Annotated in this window: 16 protein-coding genes; 12 read left to right on the forward strand and 4 right to left on the reverse strand. The window is 42.7% G+C overall.

Translation table 11 applies throughout. The annotated features are described in order from the left end of the window. Positions 1–34 precede the first annotated feature (34 nt). From ACOQOE_RS05185 to rlmB, 7 genes are all read left to right on the forward strand, one after another. A complete protein-coding gene (locus tag ACOQOE_RS05185; RefSeq protein ID WP_420555083.1) occupies positions 35–157 on the forward strand; it encodes a hypothetical protein in 123 nt (40 codons plus the stop codon). A gap of 24 nt (positions 158–181) precedes the next feature. Continuing rightward, positions 182–856 carry a nucleoside triphosphate pyrophosphohydrolase gene (gene mazG / locus ACOQOE_RS05190; RefSeq protein WP_420555461.1) on the forward strand — a complete coding sequence of 225 codons (675 nt, stop codon included), beginning with the start codon at positions 182–184 and terminating at the stop codon, positions 854–856. Positions 857–859: 3 nt separating this feature from the next. Beyond that, a complete protein-coding gene (locus ACOQOE_RS05195; RefSeq protein ID WP_420555084.1) occupies positions 860–1,243 on the forward strand; it encodes a hypothetical protein in 384 nt (127 codons plus the stop codon). A gap of 141 nt (positions 1,244–1,384) precedes the next feature. Next, positions 1,385–3,994: a phosphoenolpyruvate carboxylase gene (ppc, locus tag ACOQOE_RS05200; protein WP_420555085.1), complete on the forward strand. Its 2,610-nt coding sequence runs from the start codon at positions 1,385–1,387 to the stop codon at positions 3,992–3,994. Between the two features lie 252 nt (positions 3,995–4,246). Continuing rightward, positions 4,247–4,906: an adenylate kinase gene (gene adk / locus ACOQOE_RS05205; protein WP_067862175.1), complete on the forward strand. Its 660-nt coding sequence runs from the start codon at positions 4,247–4,249 to the stop codon at positions 4,904–4,906. A 133-nt stretch (positions 4,907–5,039) separates the two neighbouring features. After that, positions 5,040–6,050 (forward strand): ferrochelatase, encoded by a 1,011-nt coding sequence (gene hemH, locus ACOQOE_RS05210; RefSeq protein ID WP_420555086.1) that lies wholly within the window; start codon positions 5,040–5,042, stop codon positions 6,048–6,050. Positions 6,051–6,052: 2 nt separating this feature from the next. Beyond that, positions 6,053–6,793 (forward strand): 23S rRNA (guanosine(2251)-2'-O)-methyltransferase RlmB, encoded by a 741-nt coding sequence (gene rlmB, locus ACOQOE_RS05215; protein WP_420555087.1) that lies wholly within the window; start codon positions 6,053–6,055, stop codon positions 6,791–6,793. 125 nt (positions 6,794–6,918) lie between these two features. Here rlmB and ACOQOE_RS05220 read toward each other — a convergent pair whose 3' ends face one another. The 4 genes from ACOQOE_RS05220 to ACOQOE_RS05235 all read right to left on the reverse strand — a co-directional run bounded on the left by ACOQOE_RS05220 (position 6,919) and on the right by ACOQOE_RS05235 (position 10,851). After that, positions 6,919–7,635 (reverse strand): hypothetical protein, encoded by a 717-nt coding sequence (locus tag ACOQOE_RS05220; RefSeq protein WP_420555088.1) that lies wholly within the window; start codon positions 7,633–7,635, stop codon positions 6,919–6,921. A 119-nt stretch (positions 7,636–7,754) separates the two neighbouring features. After that, positions 7,755–8,624, reverse strand: a complete 870-nt coding sequence (locus tag ACOQOE_RS05225; protein ID WP_420555089.1) for an HD domain-containing protein — start codon at positions 8,622–8,624, stop codon at positions 7,755–7,757. A gap of 44 nt (positions 8,625–8,668) precedes the next feature. Beyond that, a complete protein-coding gene (locus ACOQOE_RS05230) occupies positions 8,669–9,676 on the reverse strand; it encodes a hypothetical protein (protein ID WP_420555090.1) in 1,008 nt (335 codons plus the stop codon). Between the two features lie 512 nt (positions 9,677–10,188). Next, the gene (locus ACOQOE_RS05235) at positions 10,189–10,851 is read right to left on the reverse strand and encodes an FMN-dependent NADH-azoreductase (RefSeq protein ID WP_420555091.1); all 663 of its coding nucleotides are present in this window, start codon (positions 10,849–10,851) and stop codon (positions 10,189–10,191) included. A gap of 138 nt (positions 10,852–10,989) precedes the next feature. Here ACOQOE_RS05235 and ACOQOE_RS05240 point away from each other — a divergent pair, with 138 nt between their 5' ends. From ACOQOE_RS05240 to ACOQOE_RS05260, 5 genes are all read left to right on the forward strand, one after another. Continuing rightward, positions 10,990–11,838 carry a LysR family transcriptional regulator gene (locus ACOQOE_RS05240; protein WP_067862161.1) on the forward strand — a complete coding sequence of 283 codons (849 nt, stop codon included), beginning with the start codon at positions 10,990–10,992 and terminating at the stop codon, positions 11,836–11,838. A gap of 199 nt (positions 11,839–12,037) precedes the next feature. After that, positions 12,038–12,574 carry a hypothetical protein gene (locus ACOQOE_RS05245; RefSeq protein WP_420555092.1) on the forward strand — a complete coding sequence of 179 codons (537 nt, stop codon included), beginning with the start codon at positions 12,038–12,040 and terminating at the stop codon, positions 12,572–12,574. Positions 12,575–12,810: 236 nt separating this feature from the next. Beyond that, positions 12,811–13,602 carry a class D beta-lactamase gene (gene blaOXA, locus ACOQOE_RS05250; RefSeq protein WP_075107877.1) on the forward strand — a complete coding sequence of 264 codons (792 nt, stop codon included), beginning with the start codon at positions 12,811–12,813 and terminating at the stop codon, positions 13,600–13,602. 191 nt (positions 13,603–13,793) lie between these two features. After that, positions 13,794–14,186, forward strand: coding sequence for a VOC family protein (locus ACOQOE_RS05255; RefSeq protein WP_067862443.1), 393 nt, complete (start codon positions 13,794–13,796; stop codon positions 14,184–14,186). A gap of 569 nt (positions 14,187–14,755) precedes the next feature. Then, a complete protein-coding gene (locus tag ACOQOE_RS05260; protein WP_420555093.1) occupies positions 14,756–16,045 on the forward strand; it encodes a hypothetical protein in 1,290 nt (429 codons plus the stop codon). Positions 16,046–16,145 lie beyond the last annotated feature (100 nt).

A 16,145-nucleotide genomic window follows, 5' to 3' on the forward strand; every position in this document is an offset into this window, starting at 1 on the left:
TGGATGAGTAAATTTTTAGATAAGGCTTTAATAGATGTCACAGACTTATACAATTGATGATCTTATCTATCTCATGTCGCGGCTGCGAGATCCTGACGGCGGTTGTCCTTGGGATCTTAAGCAGGACTTCGCTTCTATTGTGCCCCATACACTCTAAGAGGCCTATGAAGTAGCGGACGCTATCGAGCGTAAAGATTGGTCCCATCTAAATGACGAGTTAGGTGATCTGCTGTTTCAAGTGATCTTTTATGCTCAGTTAGGTGCCGAAACTGAGCGTTTTGATTTCTCCACTATCGTGTCAAATCTGGTAGCTAAGCTAGTTCGTCGTCACCCTCATGTTTTTCCTGATGGTACATTACACTCTCCCCCTGCTGAGCGAACGTTGACTGACGACGAAATTAAGCAAAACTGGGAGCGTATAAAGCAGCAAGAACGGGAGGGTAAAGAAGCAAAAGGTGTTAGCCGAGTTTTAGATGATGTGCCTAAAGCCTTACCCAGTTTGAGTCGTGCGGTTAAATTGCAAAAACGTGCTTCTCAAGTCGGTTTTGATTGGAATGATGCTGAATTAGTGCTCGATAAAATCGAAGAAGAAATCGCTGAGTTACGTGAAGCTATCCAATTGGGAAACCAAGCGGATGTGGCCGATGAGATGGGGGATGTTCTTTTTGCCCAAGTCAATTTGGCGCGGCATTTAGGCGTTAACCCAGAAGATGCTGTGCGCGGTACTAACCAAAAGTTTGAGCGCCGTTTTGGCTTTGTTGAAGATAACGTACTTAAGTCAGGTAAAGCTTGGTCAGAGTTTTCGCTTGATGAGCTTGATCAGTTCTGGGATCAAGCTAAGGCTAAGGGACTTTAGTCGGTGACATCGTTCCAATGGTTTGTCATCGCTTTAGTGATTATTGCTGGCTTAGGTTATTGGAACTGGAACAAAACAGATCAGCAGCTTAAACAGCTCCAAGCTACGGGCTTTACAGTTAGTGAAGATTTTAAAGGATCGCCGAGGCTTTTATTAGACCTCAATCGCCAAGAGGTTGCCGTTGTTGATCCAAAAAATTACGAGATCATTGCTTTTTCCGCAGTAGAAAAGCTAGAGGTGATCTACGATAACGGGACTGAAGTTGATCAAAACTACCGACTCGTACTGTATTTTGTTGGGGATAAGCAACCGAGTAAAGAGATTGCATACGCAGATGAATGGACTGCAAAGAAACAACTCAAAAAATCCGTTCGTTCTTATAGCTAAGCACGCTTACCCTACTGCCTCCAATCTAGACAACCATTCTTTTATATAAGATTAATCATATGAAAAGCCAGTGTTTTTATTCTTTTTAATGGGGTAGCATCGAGTTAATCAGATGCTATTTTTCTGCGTCAGGAGGGGTATATGACCGATCTGCACGAAGCTTTACGTGATAATGTTCGAATGTTAGGTGCTAGCTTAGGTGATACAATCAAGGCTCACTTAGGTGATGAATTATTTGAGAAAATAGAAACCGTCCGTCAATTAGCAAAGGCTGGACGTAATACAGCAGAATCTGAACATGAAGAGCTGCTTAAGGCGTTAAAAGAACTAAGTGAAGATGATGTTTTACCGTTGTCTCGGGCCTTTACTCAGTTTTTGAATTTAGCCAATATTGCAGAAGAACACCACCGGGTACGTCGTCATCTTGAGGAAACAGATGTGTGTACACCCGATTCTCTATGTACTTTATTTGCTCAGCTGCGTCAGAAAGGTTTTTCACCACAGCAGGTATCAGACGCCTTCAGTCAAATGCAGATTGATTTGGTACTTACGGCCCATCCAACAGAAGTAAACCGTCGAACCCTGATCCAAAAATATGATGATATTACTGAATGTCTACGTCGCTTAGATCGTGGCGATGAAGGCGCGCAACATCGCCTTGATGAGCTTATACGCCAAATTTGGCATACCGATGAGATTAGAAAACTGCGCCCCACACCCGTAGATGAAGCTAAATGGGGTTTTGCTGTTATAGAAAACTCCCTTTGGACCGCCGTACCTAAATTTTTACGGCGTCTTGATTCTCAGCTAAATGAAACCTTAGGTGAAAGGCTTCCGCTCAATTGTTCGCCTATACGTTTTGCCTCATGGATGGGTGGCGATCGTGATGGCAACCCCAATGTGACCGCTAAAGTAACGGAAGAGGTCCTACTCTTATCTCGTTGGATGGCGGCCGATCTCTACCTTAACGATATTGATGTCTTACGCGCTGAGCTCTCTATGTACCGTGCCAACAAAGAGTTACGTGATCGTGTCGGTGACTGCGCCGAGCCGTATCGCAAGCTGTTAAGTGAAGTACGTGAAAAGCTAGCATCTACTAAAAACTGGGTCGCGAGACAGCTTAACGGTGACATCAAAAGTGATTGTGATGTTTTTGTTCACGACGAGGAGTTGCTTGAGCCTCTTATGCTTTGCTACCGCTCCCTGCAAGAGTGTGGAATGGGCGTCATCGCTGAGAGCGCGTTAGAAGACATTATTCGTCGTATCGCCTGTTTTGGTTTAACACTGGTTAAATTAGATATTCGCCAGAGTTCAGATCGTCATGCACAAGTATTTGAAGAGCTTGCTCAATTTTATGGCTTAGGCTCCTATAACGGTTGGAGTGAAGAGGGGCGTCAAAACTTTCTGCTAAAAGAGCTGCAAAGCCGTCGTCCACTATTTCCTAAAGACTGGGCGCCTTCTGCTGAGGTACAAGAGGTAATCGACACGTGCCAAGTGGTTGCTCAGGCCGAACCTAGCGCATTGGGTTCTTATGTTATTTCTATGGCAAGTACACCCTCCGATGTATTAGCGGTGATCTTACTGTTACGGGAGATGGGAATCAGCCACAATATGCGTGTTGTGCCGCTCTTTGAAACCTTAGATGATCTAGAAAGTGCGCGAGATTGTATCGATGCACTGCTCAAAGTGGATTGGTATAAGGCTTATACGGAAGGTCATCAAGAGGTGATGATCGGTTATTCGGATTCGTCTAAAGACGCGGGGCAGCTGGCGGCCGCATGGGGACAGTTTAAGGCTCAAGAAGCGTTAACTCTGCTATGCAAAGAGCATGATGTACATCTGACCTTGTTCCACGGTCGAGGTGGCACCGTCGGTCGTGGTGGTGGTCCAAGCCATACGGCCATATTGGCACAGCCGCCGGGGTCTGTTGATCATAGCTTGCGCTTAACTGAGCAGGGTGAAATGATCCGCTTTAAATACGGTATGCCTGATTTAGCGGTGCGTAATTTAGAGTTATGCACAGGGGCAGTCCTAGAAGCAACGCTTACTCCTGCGCCAGGCCCTGAAGAATCGTGGCGAGTACAGATGGAGAGTATGGCGAAAAAAGGCCTAACGGATTATCGCGCTATTGTGCGTGATGACCCTAGTTTCGTGCCTTATTTCCGTGCCGCAACACCGGAGCAGGAACTGGCTAAACTTCCGTTAGGATCAAGACCGGCTAAGCGTCGTCAAGATGGAGGGGTTGAGAGTTTACGTGCCATCCCATGGATCTTTGCTTGGACGCAGATTCGTTTGATGCTACCGGCATGGTTAGGTAGCGATACCGCGTTAGGTGAGGCCTTAAACGGTAGTAGTGCTGGATTGGTCAAACAGATGTACCAACAGTGGCCGTTCTTTCGTTCGACCATCGACATGCTTGAAATGGTGCTGGCGAAAAGCGATACCAATATTACTGCCTACTACGATAAGCGTTTAGTATCCCAAGAGCTATGTACACTAGGTTCTAGCTTACGTAGCCGGTTACTTAATATTGTTGCTTTGATTAACACCATTAAAGAGCAAGATTACCTATTACAGGGCAATCCGGTGATTAGACAATCCATTGATGTGCGTAACCCATACATCGATCCACTGCATTTTTTACAAGCGGAATTATTGAACCGTGACCGTAATGAACCGGATCAACGTCTTGAACAAGCGTTAATGGTAACAATGGCTGGCATTTCAGCGGGGATGCGTAACACGGGTTAATAAGGTAAAGTAGTCGGCCGCACGCATAACGATGCGGCCAAAACGCTGTTTATTTTTTCAACGATTGTTCGTTTTCCGGACTTTAGTTTAGGGTTGGTAGTGCTAATGTCGAATTGTTCGACATTTGAGGCGTGGTATTGTCCGTAACCAGCGTTTTTACAGCAACAAATTTTTTGTTTTCGATAGCTTCTATTGGTCGAGAACATAACCATTTTTCTATTTTTTTAAACTTTTAAGTTAGGAGTTTCCTGTATGCGTATTATCCTTCTGGGCGCACCAGGCGCAGGTAAAGGTACTCAGGCACAATACATCACAGAGAAATATAGCATTCCACAGATCTCTACAGGTGATATGTTGCGCGCTGCAGTAAAAGCGGGTACCCCACTGGGCGTGAAGGCCAAAGAAGTCATGGATGCAGGCCAGCTTGTATCTGATGATATTATCATCGGTCTGGTTAAAGAACGTATTGCTGAAGCCGACTGTGCAAAAGGTTTTTTGTTTGATGGTTTCCCACGTACACTTCCTCAAGCTGATGCATTGAAAGATGCGGGTGTTAAGATAGATGCGGTTGTCGAGATCGACGTTGCTGACGAAGAGATCGTTAAACGCATGGCGGGCCGTCGCGTACACCCAGGTTCTGGTCGTACTTACCATGTCATCTTCAATCCACCAAAAGTGGAGGGTAAAGATGATGTGACAGGTGAAGATCTTGTTCAGCGTGCTGATGATGCAGAAGAGACCGTTCGTGATCGTCTAAACGTTTACCATGATCAAACTGCACCACTGATTAATTACTACAAAGGTTGGGGTGACACCGACGCTGCAACTGCACCTGCGTATGTATATGTGGCAGGTGTAGGTAGTGTTGATGATATTCGTGACAAAGTATTTGAAGGTTTAGCTAACGTCTAATCCCCGAATCTTGAGTCATTTAAAAGCCGTACCTGAAAGGGTGCGGTTTTTTTATGTCCAAATGATCGTTTCTATAGGCTTTTACGTATAGTTTGGGGATAATCACGGGTCAAAGTAGAAGGAATATTGCTGAATGAGTCAATCTGAAAAAACAGCCATCGTTTTAGTTAACTTAGGCACACCGGATAAAGCGGAACCTAGTGCGGTACGACGTTATTTAAAAGAATTTTTATCTGATCGGCGTGTTGTTGAAGGAAAAGGCCTACGCCGTCTGCTTTGGCTAAGTGTGTTAAATGGCATAATCCTTAATCTCCGGCCAAAAAAAGTTGCTAAAGCTTATGCCAGTATTTGGGAAGATGATTCCCCTATGCGAAAAATTCTAGATAAGCAGGTGGCTGAGCTACATCTCTTACTGCAAAAGAACTATGGTGACACGGCTCCCGATGTATTTGCAGCCATGACCTATGGTTTGCCTAACCTAACAGCGCGATTAGAAAAACTGTCCGAAAGCGGTTATAAAAAAACCCTCATCGTGCCTATGTACCCGCAATACTCAGCGACAACGACAGCACCTATCTATGATCAAGTAGCTAAGTACCAGTTAAAACAGCGTTGTGTGCTTGATATTCGTATTGTTAATTCCTATTACAGCCATCCTACTTATATCAGTGCGTTGGCGAACCACATACAGCAGTTTAAAGATCAAAACGGCACGGCAGATAAATTAATGCTCTCCTATCACGGTATTCCTAAAGAATATGCAGATAAAGGGGATCCATATCCTGCACAGTGCCATGAAACCTCAAAACTGCTCGCAGCTAAGATGGGGCTATCGGATAATGAGTGGATTACAACTTTCCAGTCGCGCTTTGGCCCTGCTGAATGGATGCAACCTTATACTGATAAAACCCTTGAGACCTTGCCTGAGAATGGCATTAAAAAATTACATATTACCTGTCCTGCTTTTTCCGCTGATTGCCTTGAAACCCTAGAAGAGATCGCGATAGAAAACCGTGATGTGTTTCTTGAAGCGGGCGGCGAACAATATGATTACATTCCTGCATTGAATGCGCAGGCCAGTTTTATAGACCTCTTGGCTGTCTTGGTAAAAGAACAAGCGGGCGATTGGGTAGGGGAGCGTTAAACATGCAGTATGAACACCTCTTTGGTATCCACGCGATCAATACTGTTTTAAAACGAGATCCTAAACGTGTACAGCGCATTCTTATCTTAAAAGGTCGTAATGACGAGCGGATGCATAGCCTATTTGAAACGGCCATGAGTCATAAAATTCAAGTTGAGCAAGTCAGCAAGCGTGAACTTGAAGAGCTGGTTGAGGGAGGCGTACATCAAGGCGTTGTGGCTTTTTGTAAACCGATTCCAACCCGGACTGAAAAGTACCTTGAGCAACTACTCGATAATTTAGATGAGCCCGCGTTTCTGTTAGTACTCGACGGCGTAACAGACCCTCATAACCTAGGCGCGTGCTTACGAACTGCCGATGCGGCGGGTGTTCATGCGGTGATCGCACCCAAAGATAAATCAGCTCCCCTCAATGCAACTGCATCAAAGGTCGCCTGTGGCGCTGCAGAAGTGGTTCCATACGTGTTGGTCACTAATCTAGCCAGAACGTTAAAAAGCCTACAGCAGCGTGGCATCTGGACAACAGGCACTGCGGGCGAAACCGATCTAGATGTTTACACCGCTAATCTAACGGGCCCTATGGCATTGATTATGGGCGCAGAAGGGCAAGGTATACGCCGTTTAACCCGCGCTCATTGCGATCAACTGGTTAAAATCCCTATGGCGGGCGAAGTGAGTAGCTTAAACGTATCTGTAGCGACAGGTATCTGCTTGTTTGAGGCGGTGAGACAAAGGAAAATTTAGGCACTGTTAGCCTTTAACTGTGCCTTTCTGTTTTTCTGAGATATTCTGTGGCCCTTTTTTATGGTTGTAAGGATGAAGCCGACAGGGTATTGAATTAAAAAGGGCATCGGTTTGATTTTCAGAGCTTAGTGCTCATTGATATGGGGCAGTAGTTCTTTTAACGTTTTTAGTTCTTTTCTATGTTTATATAATTCTTCCAGATCAGTATCTAATTCATCAATGCGAATTCGTAGTTCTTCTAAATATTGCGCTTTAGATATCATGTAACGACCATCTTTCAAAAAGGTTTCAAGGCTGATTTTTAATTCATCAATGGTATTTATAAAGGCTCCATTGCCCTTTTCGGCAGCTCGGTAATCATTGACTAATAGGATGATGTCATTGAGAGCAATAGGCACATTTTTAGTTTCATATTGACCATTGGCCATTTTTTTTGAAACTGATTTTTGGTTTTTAGGCTCATACACAACGGGTATGATTTTGTTGATTCTTGCACCGTATAATTCAGCATAGCCCCGTTGCTGTGCTGTTTTGTTGCCTGTCATGGCTTGTTTGGCGAAGTTATAGACATTGTTAATGTGCATTGTGGTTTCTTTGTTAGGCCAGCTTTTGTTGTTGGCATCAACAATAACCGCGATATGAATACCCCCTTTTTTCTTTTTAAGGTGTTCAGCGTACATTTTTAAAAAAGTCTTATAGGCAATCGGTGTTTTTAGCATAGGAATCGGTAAAAACTGCCCTTCGCGAGCCTTTGCTTTGATAACCTCTGGATCCACCTCAAATGTTAGGCCTGTTGATGTTGTTGGTAAGTTTGCGGATGTATTTAAGGGCTTTTCAGCCATGGCAAGCTGCCCCCAAGTGATTGCGATAAGGGTAACTAATAAGTATGCAAGATGACCTGATTTTTTCATGGATAATGCCTTATCTGTGCTTATTTCAGTAGTGTTATCAACTTATGCTGCTAATCCAAATGCGTTAAGCGCGATTGTAATATTTCAATCGCGCTTGAATAGCGCTTAGAAAGAGATGCTGCTTTTTCAGGTGGGAGGGCTCTAAGTCGCTTAGGATCTGTATTGTCGAGTAGGTCACATAGTTTCACTTGGATTGCGCCGATTGGACCTGTAGTGGCTAGCTGTTTGATGCGTTGCTTGTAGGTTAGTCCGTCATTTGGTCGCTTTGTTACTGCCTCAACGATTTGAATTGTATGCTCAGAATAACCGCGTTCGCGTAAATCCTGCGCAGTAATATCACAGTCTTCCAATACGTCATGTAACAGGGCTGCGTGATGGATATCTTCGCTTGCTTCAGGAAACATCTTTTGTAATTGCGTATGAACGCGTAAAGGGTGTTGTGCATAGGGCTGCCCAGCTTTATCTATTTGCTTGGCATGAAGCTTTATAATCCATGCTTTTGTATTATGGATTGATCGCTCAAACTCCCATAGCATCCACTGTTCATCACGGACATTGCTGTCATCGAAGATATCATAAACGCTCAAGTCGGTAATTTGCTTCGCTAAATTTTCATGTAGCTCATTATTAACATAAGAGAGCGGTTTACCCTCTGTGCTTGTAATACAGTTTGCAATCAGAAATAGATCATTTTTATAGACCAATTTAATGGGGGGAAGCCCCCAGACCTCCTCCATTATTTCACTTAATGACGTAATTTTATCTTGTCGGTGTTCTTCTGGGCCAGGTATACAATACAGTAATTCAGTGTCACGATAATTGTTAGCGCAGTATCGGACAATTGCTTTTATTGTATCCCATTCATGAATAGATGCATCAAGGGTTACAAATGCATAGTCTGTTCGGGTGATAGAAATCATAGGCGTGTTATTGCTGAATAATAGGCTTGAAAAAAAAGTTCATATTATTGTGCTCTCTGTCTCAATACTTCTTGATGACCTTCTTTTAATTTTTTGTCACCTGCTTCGAACTTATCTAAAGCTGTTTCCATAAGCGTATTATTCTGTTCTTTGTAGTGTTTATAGCTTGTAATATATGATTTGGCTTTTGCTAAACTAGCTTTATCGGCTGATAGATCACTGTATATCGATTTGGCCTTTTTAAGTGCTGAGAGTGCTTTTTTATTACGAGACAACGCCGATTTAATATGCGTTATCGCATCCTCATTTAAGTTGAGTGCTTCAAAGAATAGAGGGTTAGCTGTCTTGGCAAAGAAAAGTTTATAATCGTCACGGCGTTGCAGGGCATGCTGCAAGAGCTTATGAGCTTTATTAGCGTTAAGGCTTTCTTCTTTGACTTGCGTTTCGATCACTTTTATAAATTCAGCCTTAATAAGGTTTTTTTGATGGTCGACTTCAAAGCTATAAGTGCCTTTATGTTCATCTCTCCAGTTTCTATAAGCTAGGTCTTTAATCAGTTTGACATGACCTTGATCAGTGATTTTGAAGCCTAAGTGGTCAGGGTTGATGCGCTCGTCAGCAATGCCCCCTTGTGTAGGTCTAAGCCTGAAATCTATAACCTGTCTATTATGCTTGGCTGCATGCGGAAACTTCGGGCATATTTTCTTAATTGCAGGAATAATGGTTTGTTGTAAGTAAGTGGCAGGATTGGAGTTAAGAACTGACTTTCTGGTTGCTTTATTTTCGTACTCAACTACTACTCTGACATAGGGATGGGAGCACCATTGACTACCCGATGAGTAGAAGGATGACATGGAGGTAAATCCTTTGCCTTCATGCAAAATGAAGTCATTCAAGTCGTTGTAATATGGATGACTTTTTTCCTGGGCCATCACCTGACCATGAAATATCAAAATAGCTGAAAATATGAAGGCGAGAGGAGATGTTCTGTTGTGCATCATAAAAATCCTTTTTTGCTTTTTTGCTTTTTTGCTTTTTTGCTTTTTGCTCACGAGGCTGTACTAAGACTAGGCATCGTTTTTCAATTGTAGTGGATAATTTGGAAACAGAAACAGGTTTAGCATTATGCACTTTTAAGTTATCTAACAGTCCGATTAAGTGTGGAGCTCTGTCTTTACGCTGTTTTTCCCAACTCGTTATCCTAAGGGGGGCTTGTATTGTTACCCTGGCAGGATAAAAATACTTATAAATTATATAGATGTATGTTTGGTGCAATATAAATAGTTATGTAAATAAAAGAGAAAAAGAGACGATTATATGAAAATTTTTTAAATCTAACTTATTTTTGATTGTTGGGGTTATAGGTTTTCTTGAGTGGTTGGGCTCAATACATTCTCCAATTTCTATCTTGGCCAGCCAGCCGCAATTCCTTTTCAGGCTGGCTGGAAATCAATATGGCTTCCAAACTATGTGGTTTGGTTCGTGTTTTTATCAATAGATGTCGCAATATGAACAGTCGTGTAGCTCTAGAATTATGTAACAATAGGTTCAATGGAACCAAGGTTTAGGAACTAAGTTCTGCTGCAATACTTTCGGCTCGGCCTTTTGCATTGGCTACTGAAACGCGGTGCCTCTCGTCATTAAATTCTTGGTATTCGGAAGTAATCTCATAGATTGTTTCTACCCCTAAATATTTGCTCAATGTCCGTAGATGTGGCGTTAGGTGACCTGAACCCTCTCTTAGTCCTCCCTTTTCAAAACCAAACTCTCCACTGGATGTGACTATAACCAGTGTTTTTCCTGAGAGTAGAGGCTGTAGTGGGAAGTCTCCTCGTGAGGTATCAAAATCAAAGGTTTTATTTATGCGTACAATTTGATCGAACCACGCCTTAAGTTGAGCCGGCATACCATAGTTATACATTGGTGAGGAAATTAAGATAACATCGGCTGCCTCTATTTCAGCTATCAGTTTATCTGATAGTGCCAGTCTCTTTTTCTGTGCCGGAGTCCTTTTTTCCTCAGGGGTAAACACCGCGGCAATCCAGTCTTGTGTTATGAAGTCAGGTGGATTCACTCCAACATCACGATAGATATACTCATCTTCAGGCCGATTCTGTTTCCATGTGTTGACGAAGCGAAGAGCAATGTTTTTTGATATGGAATCGTGATCTGGATTCGGGTTTTTTACAGATCTAACGCTTGAGTCTATGTGTAATATTGTGTTCATTTCCAGTGCCTCAGTTGATTGATAACAGGGACTATTTTGTAAGCCTAGGTAGAACAGAACAAATGGAAAGAATATACTTGTAGATGAGTTTAAATCATCTACACTGTCGATGAACCCGTTGTAAGTTGGAGATTAAGTTTGCAGGTATCGCTACAGGCTCTGAAAGCCTTCGAGTCGGCTGCCCGTCGGGGGAGTTTTAAGTTAGCTGCAGAAGAGCTTTCGCTGACGCCAACAGCCATTTCTCACCATATTAGCAACTTGGAAAGCCGGCTAAATGTAACCTTGTTTCATCGAAAGGGGAGACGGGTTTCTCTAACTGGAACAGGGGTAAAATTAGCTAAAGCGACTTCAGATGGGTTTCGGAAAATTGAAAGTGCTTTAGACGAGGTGATGAAGGCAGGATGTGCTGTCAGGGTGACGACAACATCATCATTAGCAGCGCTAGTGCTGATTCCTTCGCAGCATGAATTTGAACAGGTCAATCCCGATCTTTCTATGGAAATATCGACTGGCGAGTCTATCGATAACCAATCCTATATTATTCCTGTTCGGGTTGGTGATGTTTCAGTTGTTGAGGGTTCTGATATTATTAAATATGAGTCATTCAATGTATTTGGTGCTTATGGAATGACATCGCCTTCTTGGTCCAATGAGCCTATTACCCTTTTTACAACGAAGTGGAAAAATACATTGCTACCTGATCCGCCACTAGCCACTTGGTTAGAAAAAAATGGACTGGATGGCGCTAATATTAAGCTTAAAAAATTTGATCAAGAGCTTTTTGGGATACAGAAGGCTATGGCAGAAAATGGGCTTGTATTTTGTTCTACGACGCTCACTAAAAGGCTGTTAAAAACTAACCTTATACAACACTTTAATACTCGTCCGGTCAAATCGGATTTATGCTATTACGTACCCAATAAGGATAACTTCGGAACGAGAAGTTCAGCCAAATTTCTAGATTGGATTGAGGATATTTTAAACTGATAATTCGTGCGGTCATTTCTGGCTATCTGATTATTTCCAAGGAAAAGTACCTGCTTTACAAATAATAAATGGGGAGGTAGGTAGCCCCATTTATCTTTAACTGCGTTATCTCTAATAAGAAAGCCATCGGTAGAAATTATGGATTCAAGTTTAAAGCTTAAAGCTTATTTTTAGCGGTGTTGCGATAACCCTTACCTTTGTGGCTTTTGTTCCTTACATTCGTTCGATATTTGCAGAGGCTACAAAACCGCATATTTTTTCTTGGATTATTTGGGGTACAACTACGTCAATCGTATTCTTTGCTCAACTTGAAGCTGAAGGGGGGATTGGTGCATGGCCAATTGGGGTTTCGGGCTTCGTTGCAGCTTTTATTGCGCTATTAGCTTTTATAAAGCGTTCGGATGCTTCTATTACGAAAATGGATTGGGTGTTTTTTCTATCCGCACTAGCTTCACTTCCGTTTTGGTATTTCACTTCAAACCCATTGTGGGCTGTTGTGGTTCTTACGATTGTAGATTTGCTTGGCTTTGGTCCTACAATACGTAAGGCGTATGATTTCCCCCATCAAGAAAATATGGCTTTTTTTTTGTTGTTTATGGCAAGAAATATTTTCGCTTTATTAGCGTTAGAGAGCTATTCACTGGCAACTCTGCTTTTTCCGTTATCCGTGGGTATTGCCTGTTTATTTTTACTTGTTATGGTTGGCTATCGGCGGAGAATTGTGCACACCGAATAAAACGAGGGGTTCTGTGGAGGGGGCAGAGGTAGAGGGGTTAGGTCTTTGAAGGTGACAGAGGTATGAGAGTAAGCGTTAGCTGAAGATACGTCCGAGATTCGTCTAACGTTAGAATGAAGAGGGCACGCCGAAACATGAGGCTTTATTAGCAAAGAATACTAAAATATATCACACTGGATAATAAACTATGCTCCTACCTTTCCGGTGAGCAAAGCACTGAATACCAAGGATATAAGGTGAATACTCGATACATCATTTTCTTTTTATTTTCCGTATTTTTTTGCTCTGAAGTGTTCGCTCAGGAAGAAAGGCCTGAGTGGAAGGTGTTCTTTGATAACTATGACGTGGCAGGCACTATTGTTATTTCTGATCGTCGCGACTTGTCTAAAAAGCTGAGTGTTTATAACAGCGTACGGGCTAGTAAGCGCTATTCTCCGGCCTCTACTTTCAAGATTCCCCATACGCTTTTCGCTTTAGATGCAGGGGTTGTTAAGGATGAATTTCAGGTATTTCCGTGGGATGGCGTAAAACGAAGTTACACGCCTCATAATCAAGATCAGAACTTGCGCTCGGCTATGCGGAATTCTGCTGTTTGGGTGTATGAAAATTTTGCAAAGGCGATTGGTAAGAAGAAAGCAAGGGCTTACCTAAAACGAATCGACTATGGAAATATGGACCCAAGTGCAGAAGGTGGCCCATATTGGCTTGACGGTAAGCTTGCGTTATCCGCGATGGAGCAAGTAGGGTTTTTAAAAAAGCTCTATCAAAATAAGCTTCCGTTTAAGCGAGAGCATCAGCTTATCTTAAAGGATCTTATGATAGTTGAAGCCGGAAAGGGCTGGATACTACGCGCAAAAACTGGATGGGAAGGCCGCTACGGCTGGTGGGTTGGATGGGTAGAGTGGCCATCTGGCCCTGTCTTTTTTGCATTAAATATAGATACTCCCCATGGGTGGGAAGACCTTTATAAACGAGAGGCCATCGTTCGGGACATTCTTTTATCCATTCGAGCATTACCAGCTAATTAAGACAGTCGATGCTTAAAGGGAGGTTGGTTAGGGGGTTAAACGATGTAGAGGCTGACTTTCTTGACTCTGTAGGCATACGTGGAAGGCAAGTAAAGAAGGCATGCCAATATCCGCCTAAATCAAGGTGTTGATGTTATAAATATTGGTGTATCTTTAGCGAAGGTTATAGCGCAATAAAGGGAGCTATTGTGGTGAAATTTGGCTATACGATTAACTATGTTTCAGATGTTGATAGGGCGTTGTCCTTTTTTGAACAAGCCTTTGACATGAAACGCAAATTTATAACAGACGAAAAAGATTATGGCGAGCTGGATACTGGAGAAACGGTATTGTCCTTTGCCTCACATGAGTTGGGGAAATTAAACCTTCAGGGCGAATATGTTAGCGCCTCTGAGTCAAAAGATCCGTTAGGTATAGAAATCGCTTTAGTCACTGATGATGTGATTTTGGCACACAATCAAGCAATTAAGTCTGGGGCGATTGAATTAAAGGCACCTGAGTCAAAACCGTGGGGACAGATGGTTTCTTATGTACGTTGCCCTTCAGGTATTTTGCTTGAGTTATGTACCCCGATTGGCGCTTAATTTGGCTTTTAACGCGTTTTATTCGATGTTTTAGCTGATAGTCAACAGAGTCGGGCAGGTCTAAGCATTTAACCCGCGAACATTGTGATCAATGAGTTAAAATCCTGTGGTCAGCAAGCATCGATTAAAGGTTGGTTTTCTACACCTCTACCAGAGGGCTTGATGTAGGCGCTCAGCCCCTGAGCGAAATTGGGGTAAATAAGGCCAGCGTAGATTTATTAAGTTCATTGGTTCTACGGTTGCTTTTCACAAGGATGCATACCCCTTAAGTTTGCCCTTTTCTGAGTTTGTTACTCCAAAGGATGCTTGTAATCCGATCTAGGCTAGGTTAAAAATATTTATAAATCAGACAGATGGATGTCTGGCATGGATAGATCTACGGATCTTTTTTTAATAGGTTATAGGTATATCAGTTATTAATGCGCATGCTTGTTTTGTCACGGAAGAGTACGATTCAATTCTTTGTTTTCTCCCTTTTTTTAAGTAATTACATCTATGTTTAATTAATAGCGATGTGGGTGGTACACGGACCCCCGTAAATATAAACGTTATAAGCTCAAGGAAAGTCTGTGAGTAAATCAAAGAAAATCATCGACAATCCGACAAGTGCCGAGTTGATAAAGCAATTTGAAGCGTTTGAAAGCTTGGAGACTCTATATAAGGCTTTTCCGTTCGCTCGCCGCCTGTTCCCTGACATGGAACAGACCTTCAATGAATTCAAGAAGATTAAGGAACAAGCAGAAATACTGAAGGTGCCTGATCGGTTCAATGAACGTTTTGCGAACCTGGGGTGGATCGCATACGAATCAATGAATATGGAAGTAATGCAGGCAGCAATAAAAATTTACGATACCGATGGAAAGGATGCAGCGGAACAATACTTGGCCGACTCTTATGATGCTGGTTGTTTAGAATGGGGTATACGCTGGTTTAATGGTAGTCCAGAGTTTCGTCGTCGAATCCGCCTTGCTGAACTTGCAAGGAAGGATTATCTGGCAGGTCGTTATCATGCTTGCATTCCTCTGCTTCTGAGTATGTTAGATGGGCTTGTAAATGATGTTTCAAAGCATGTTGGCTTTTTTGCTGAATCAACAGACGTAACAGCTTGGGACTGTATTGCAGCGCATGAATCTGGGCTACAATCATTGGCTTCGCTCATGACGAAGGGGAGAAACAAGACAAATGAGGAAAGTATTTCCATTCCCTTCAGGCATGGAATCCTACACGGAAGGGAGCTTGCCTTTGATAACAAGCTCGTAGCAGCAAAGGTCTGGGCAGCTCTATTTGCGACTAGAGATTGGGCTGTCGCTTTAGCGGATGGGAAAAAAACACCCAAGTCAAAAGAAGAAAAGTCATGGTCAGAAATATTAACTCGGTTAGCCGAAAATAATCGTCAGAAAAAGCTATTGGAGGAATGGAAGCCACGCAACAATGAGGAAATTTCATATTTGCCTCATACAGGTGAAGCAAGTCACCTGCCATCAGGAACACCTGAGCGAGCTGTGGCAGAGTTTATAGAAAATTGGATAGCTAAAAGATACGGTTTAATAGCTAAATCACTTTTATATTTCACCGATGACTCAATAGGAAAGAAATCGGGAAGAGCTAAGGAGGATTTCGGAAGGCGGGTGCCCATATCCTTCAAGGTGCTTTCTATTGAAGATCAGGCGGCGGCTGTATCGCATGTTGAAGTAGAGTTAACGTTTGAAGGAGAAAATGAGCCAATTCTCAAGCATGCTTCTGTTCGAGTTATTTATCAAGATACTGAAAACAATGCATTGGTCAGAACTGAGTCTGATGGTATTTGGAATATCGTTCAGAACTCCTTCACGGATATATTGTATGCAATTCGCTTATAACAAGGCGCTCCAAGTCGACCGCTAACGCGGCGCTTGAGCTTGGTGTTAAGTGCCCAAGCAAATTAATCTCCGTAGTGGTATATAGACATTAAAAGGAGTT

Source organism: Neptuniibacter marinus (genome assembly GCF_965223595.1).
Classification (GTDB): domain Bacteria; phylum Pseudomonadota; class Gammaproteobacteria; order Pseudomonadales; family Balneatricaceae; genus Neptuniibacter; species Neptuniibacter marinus.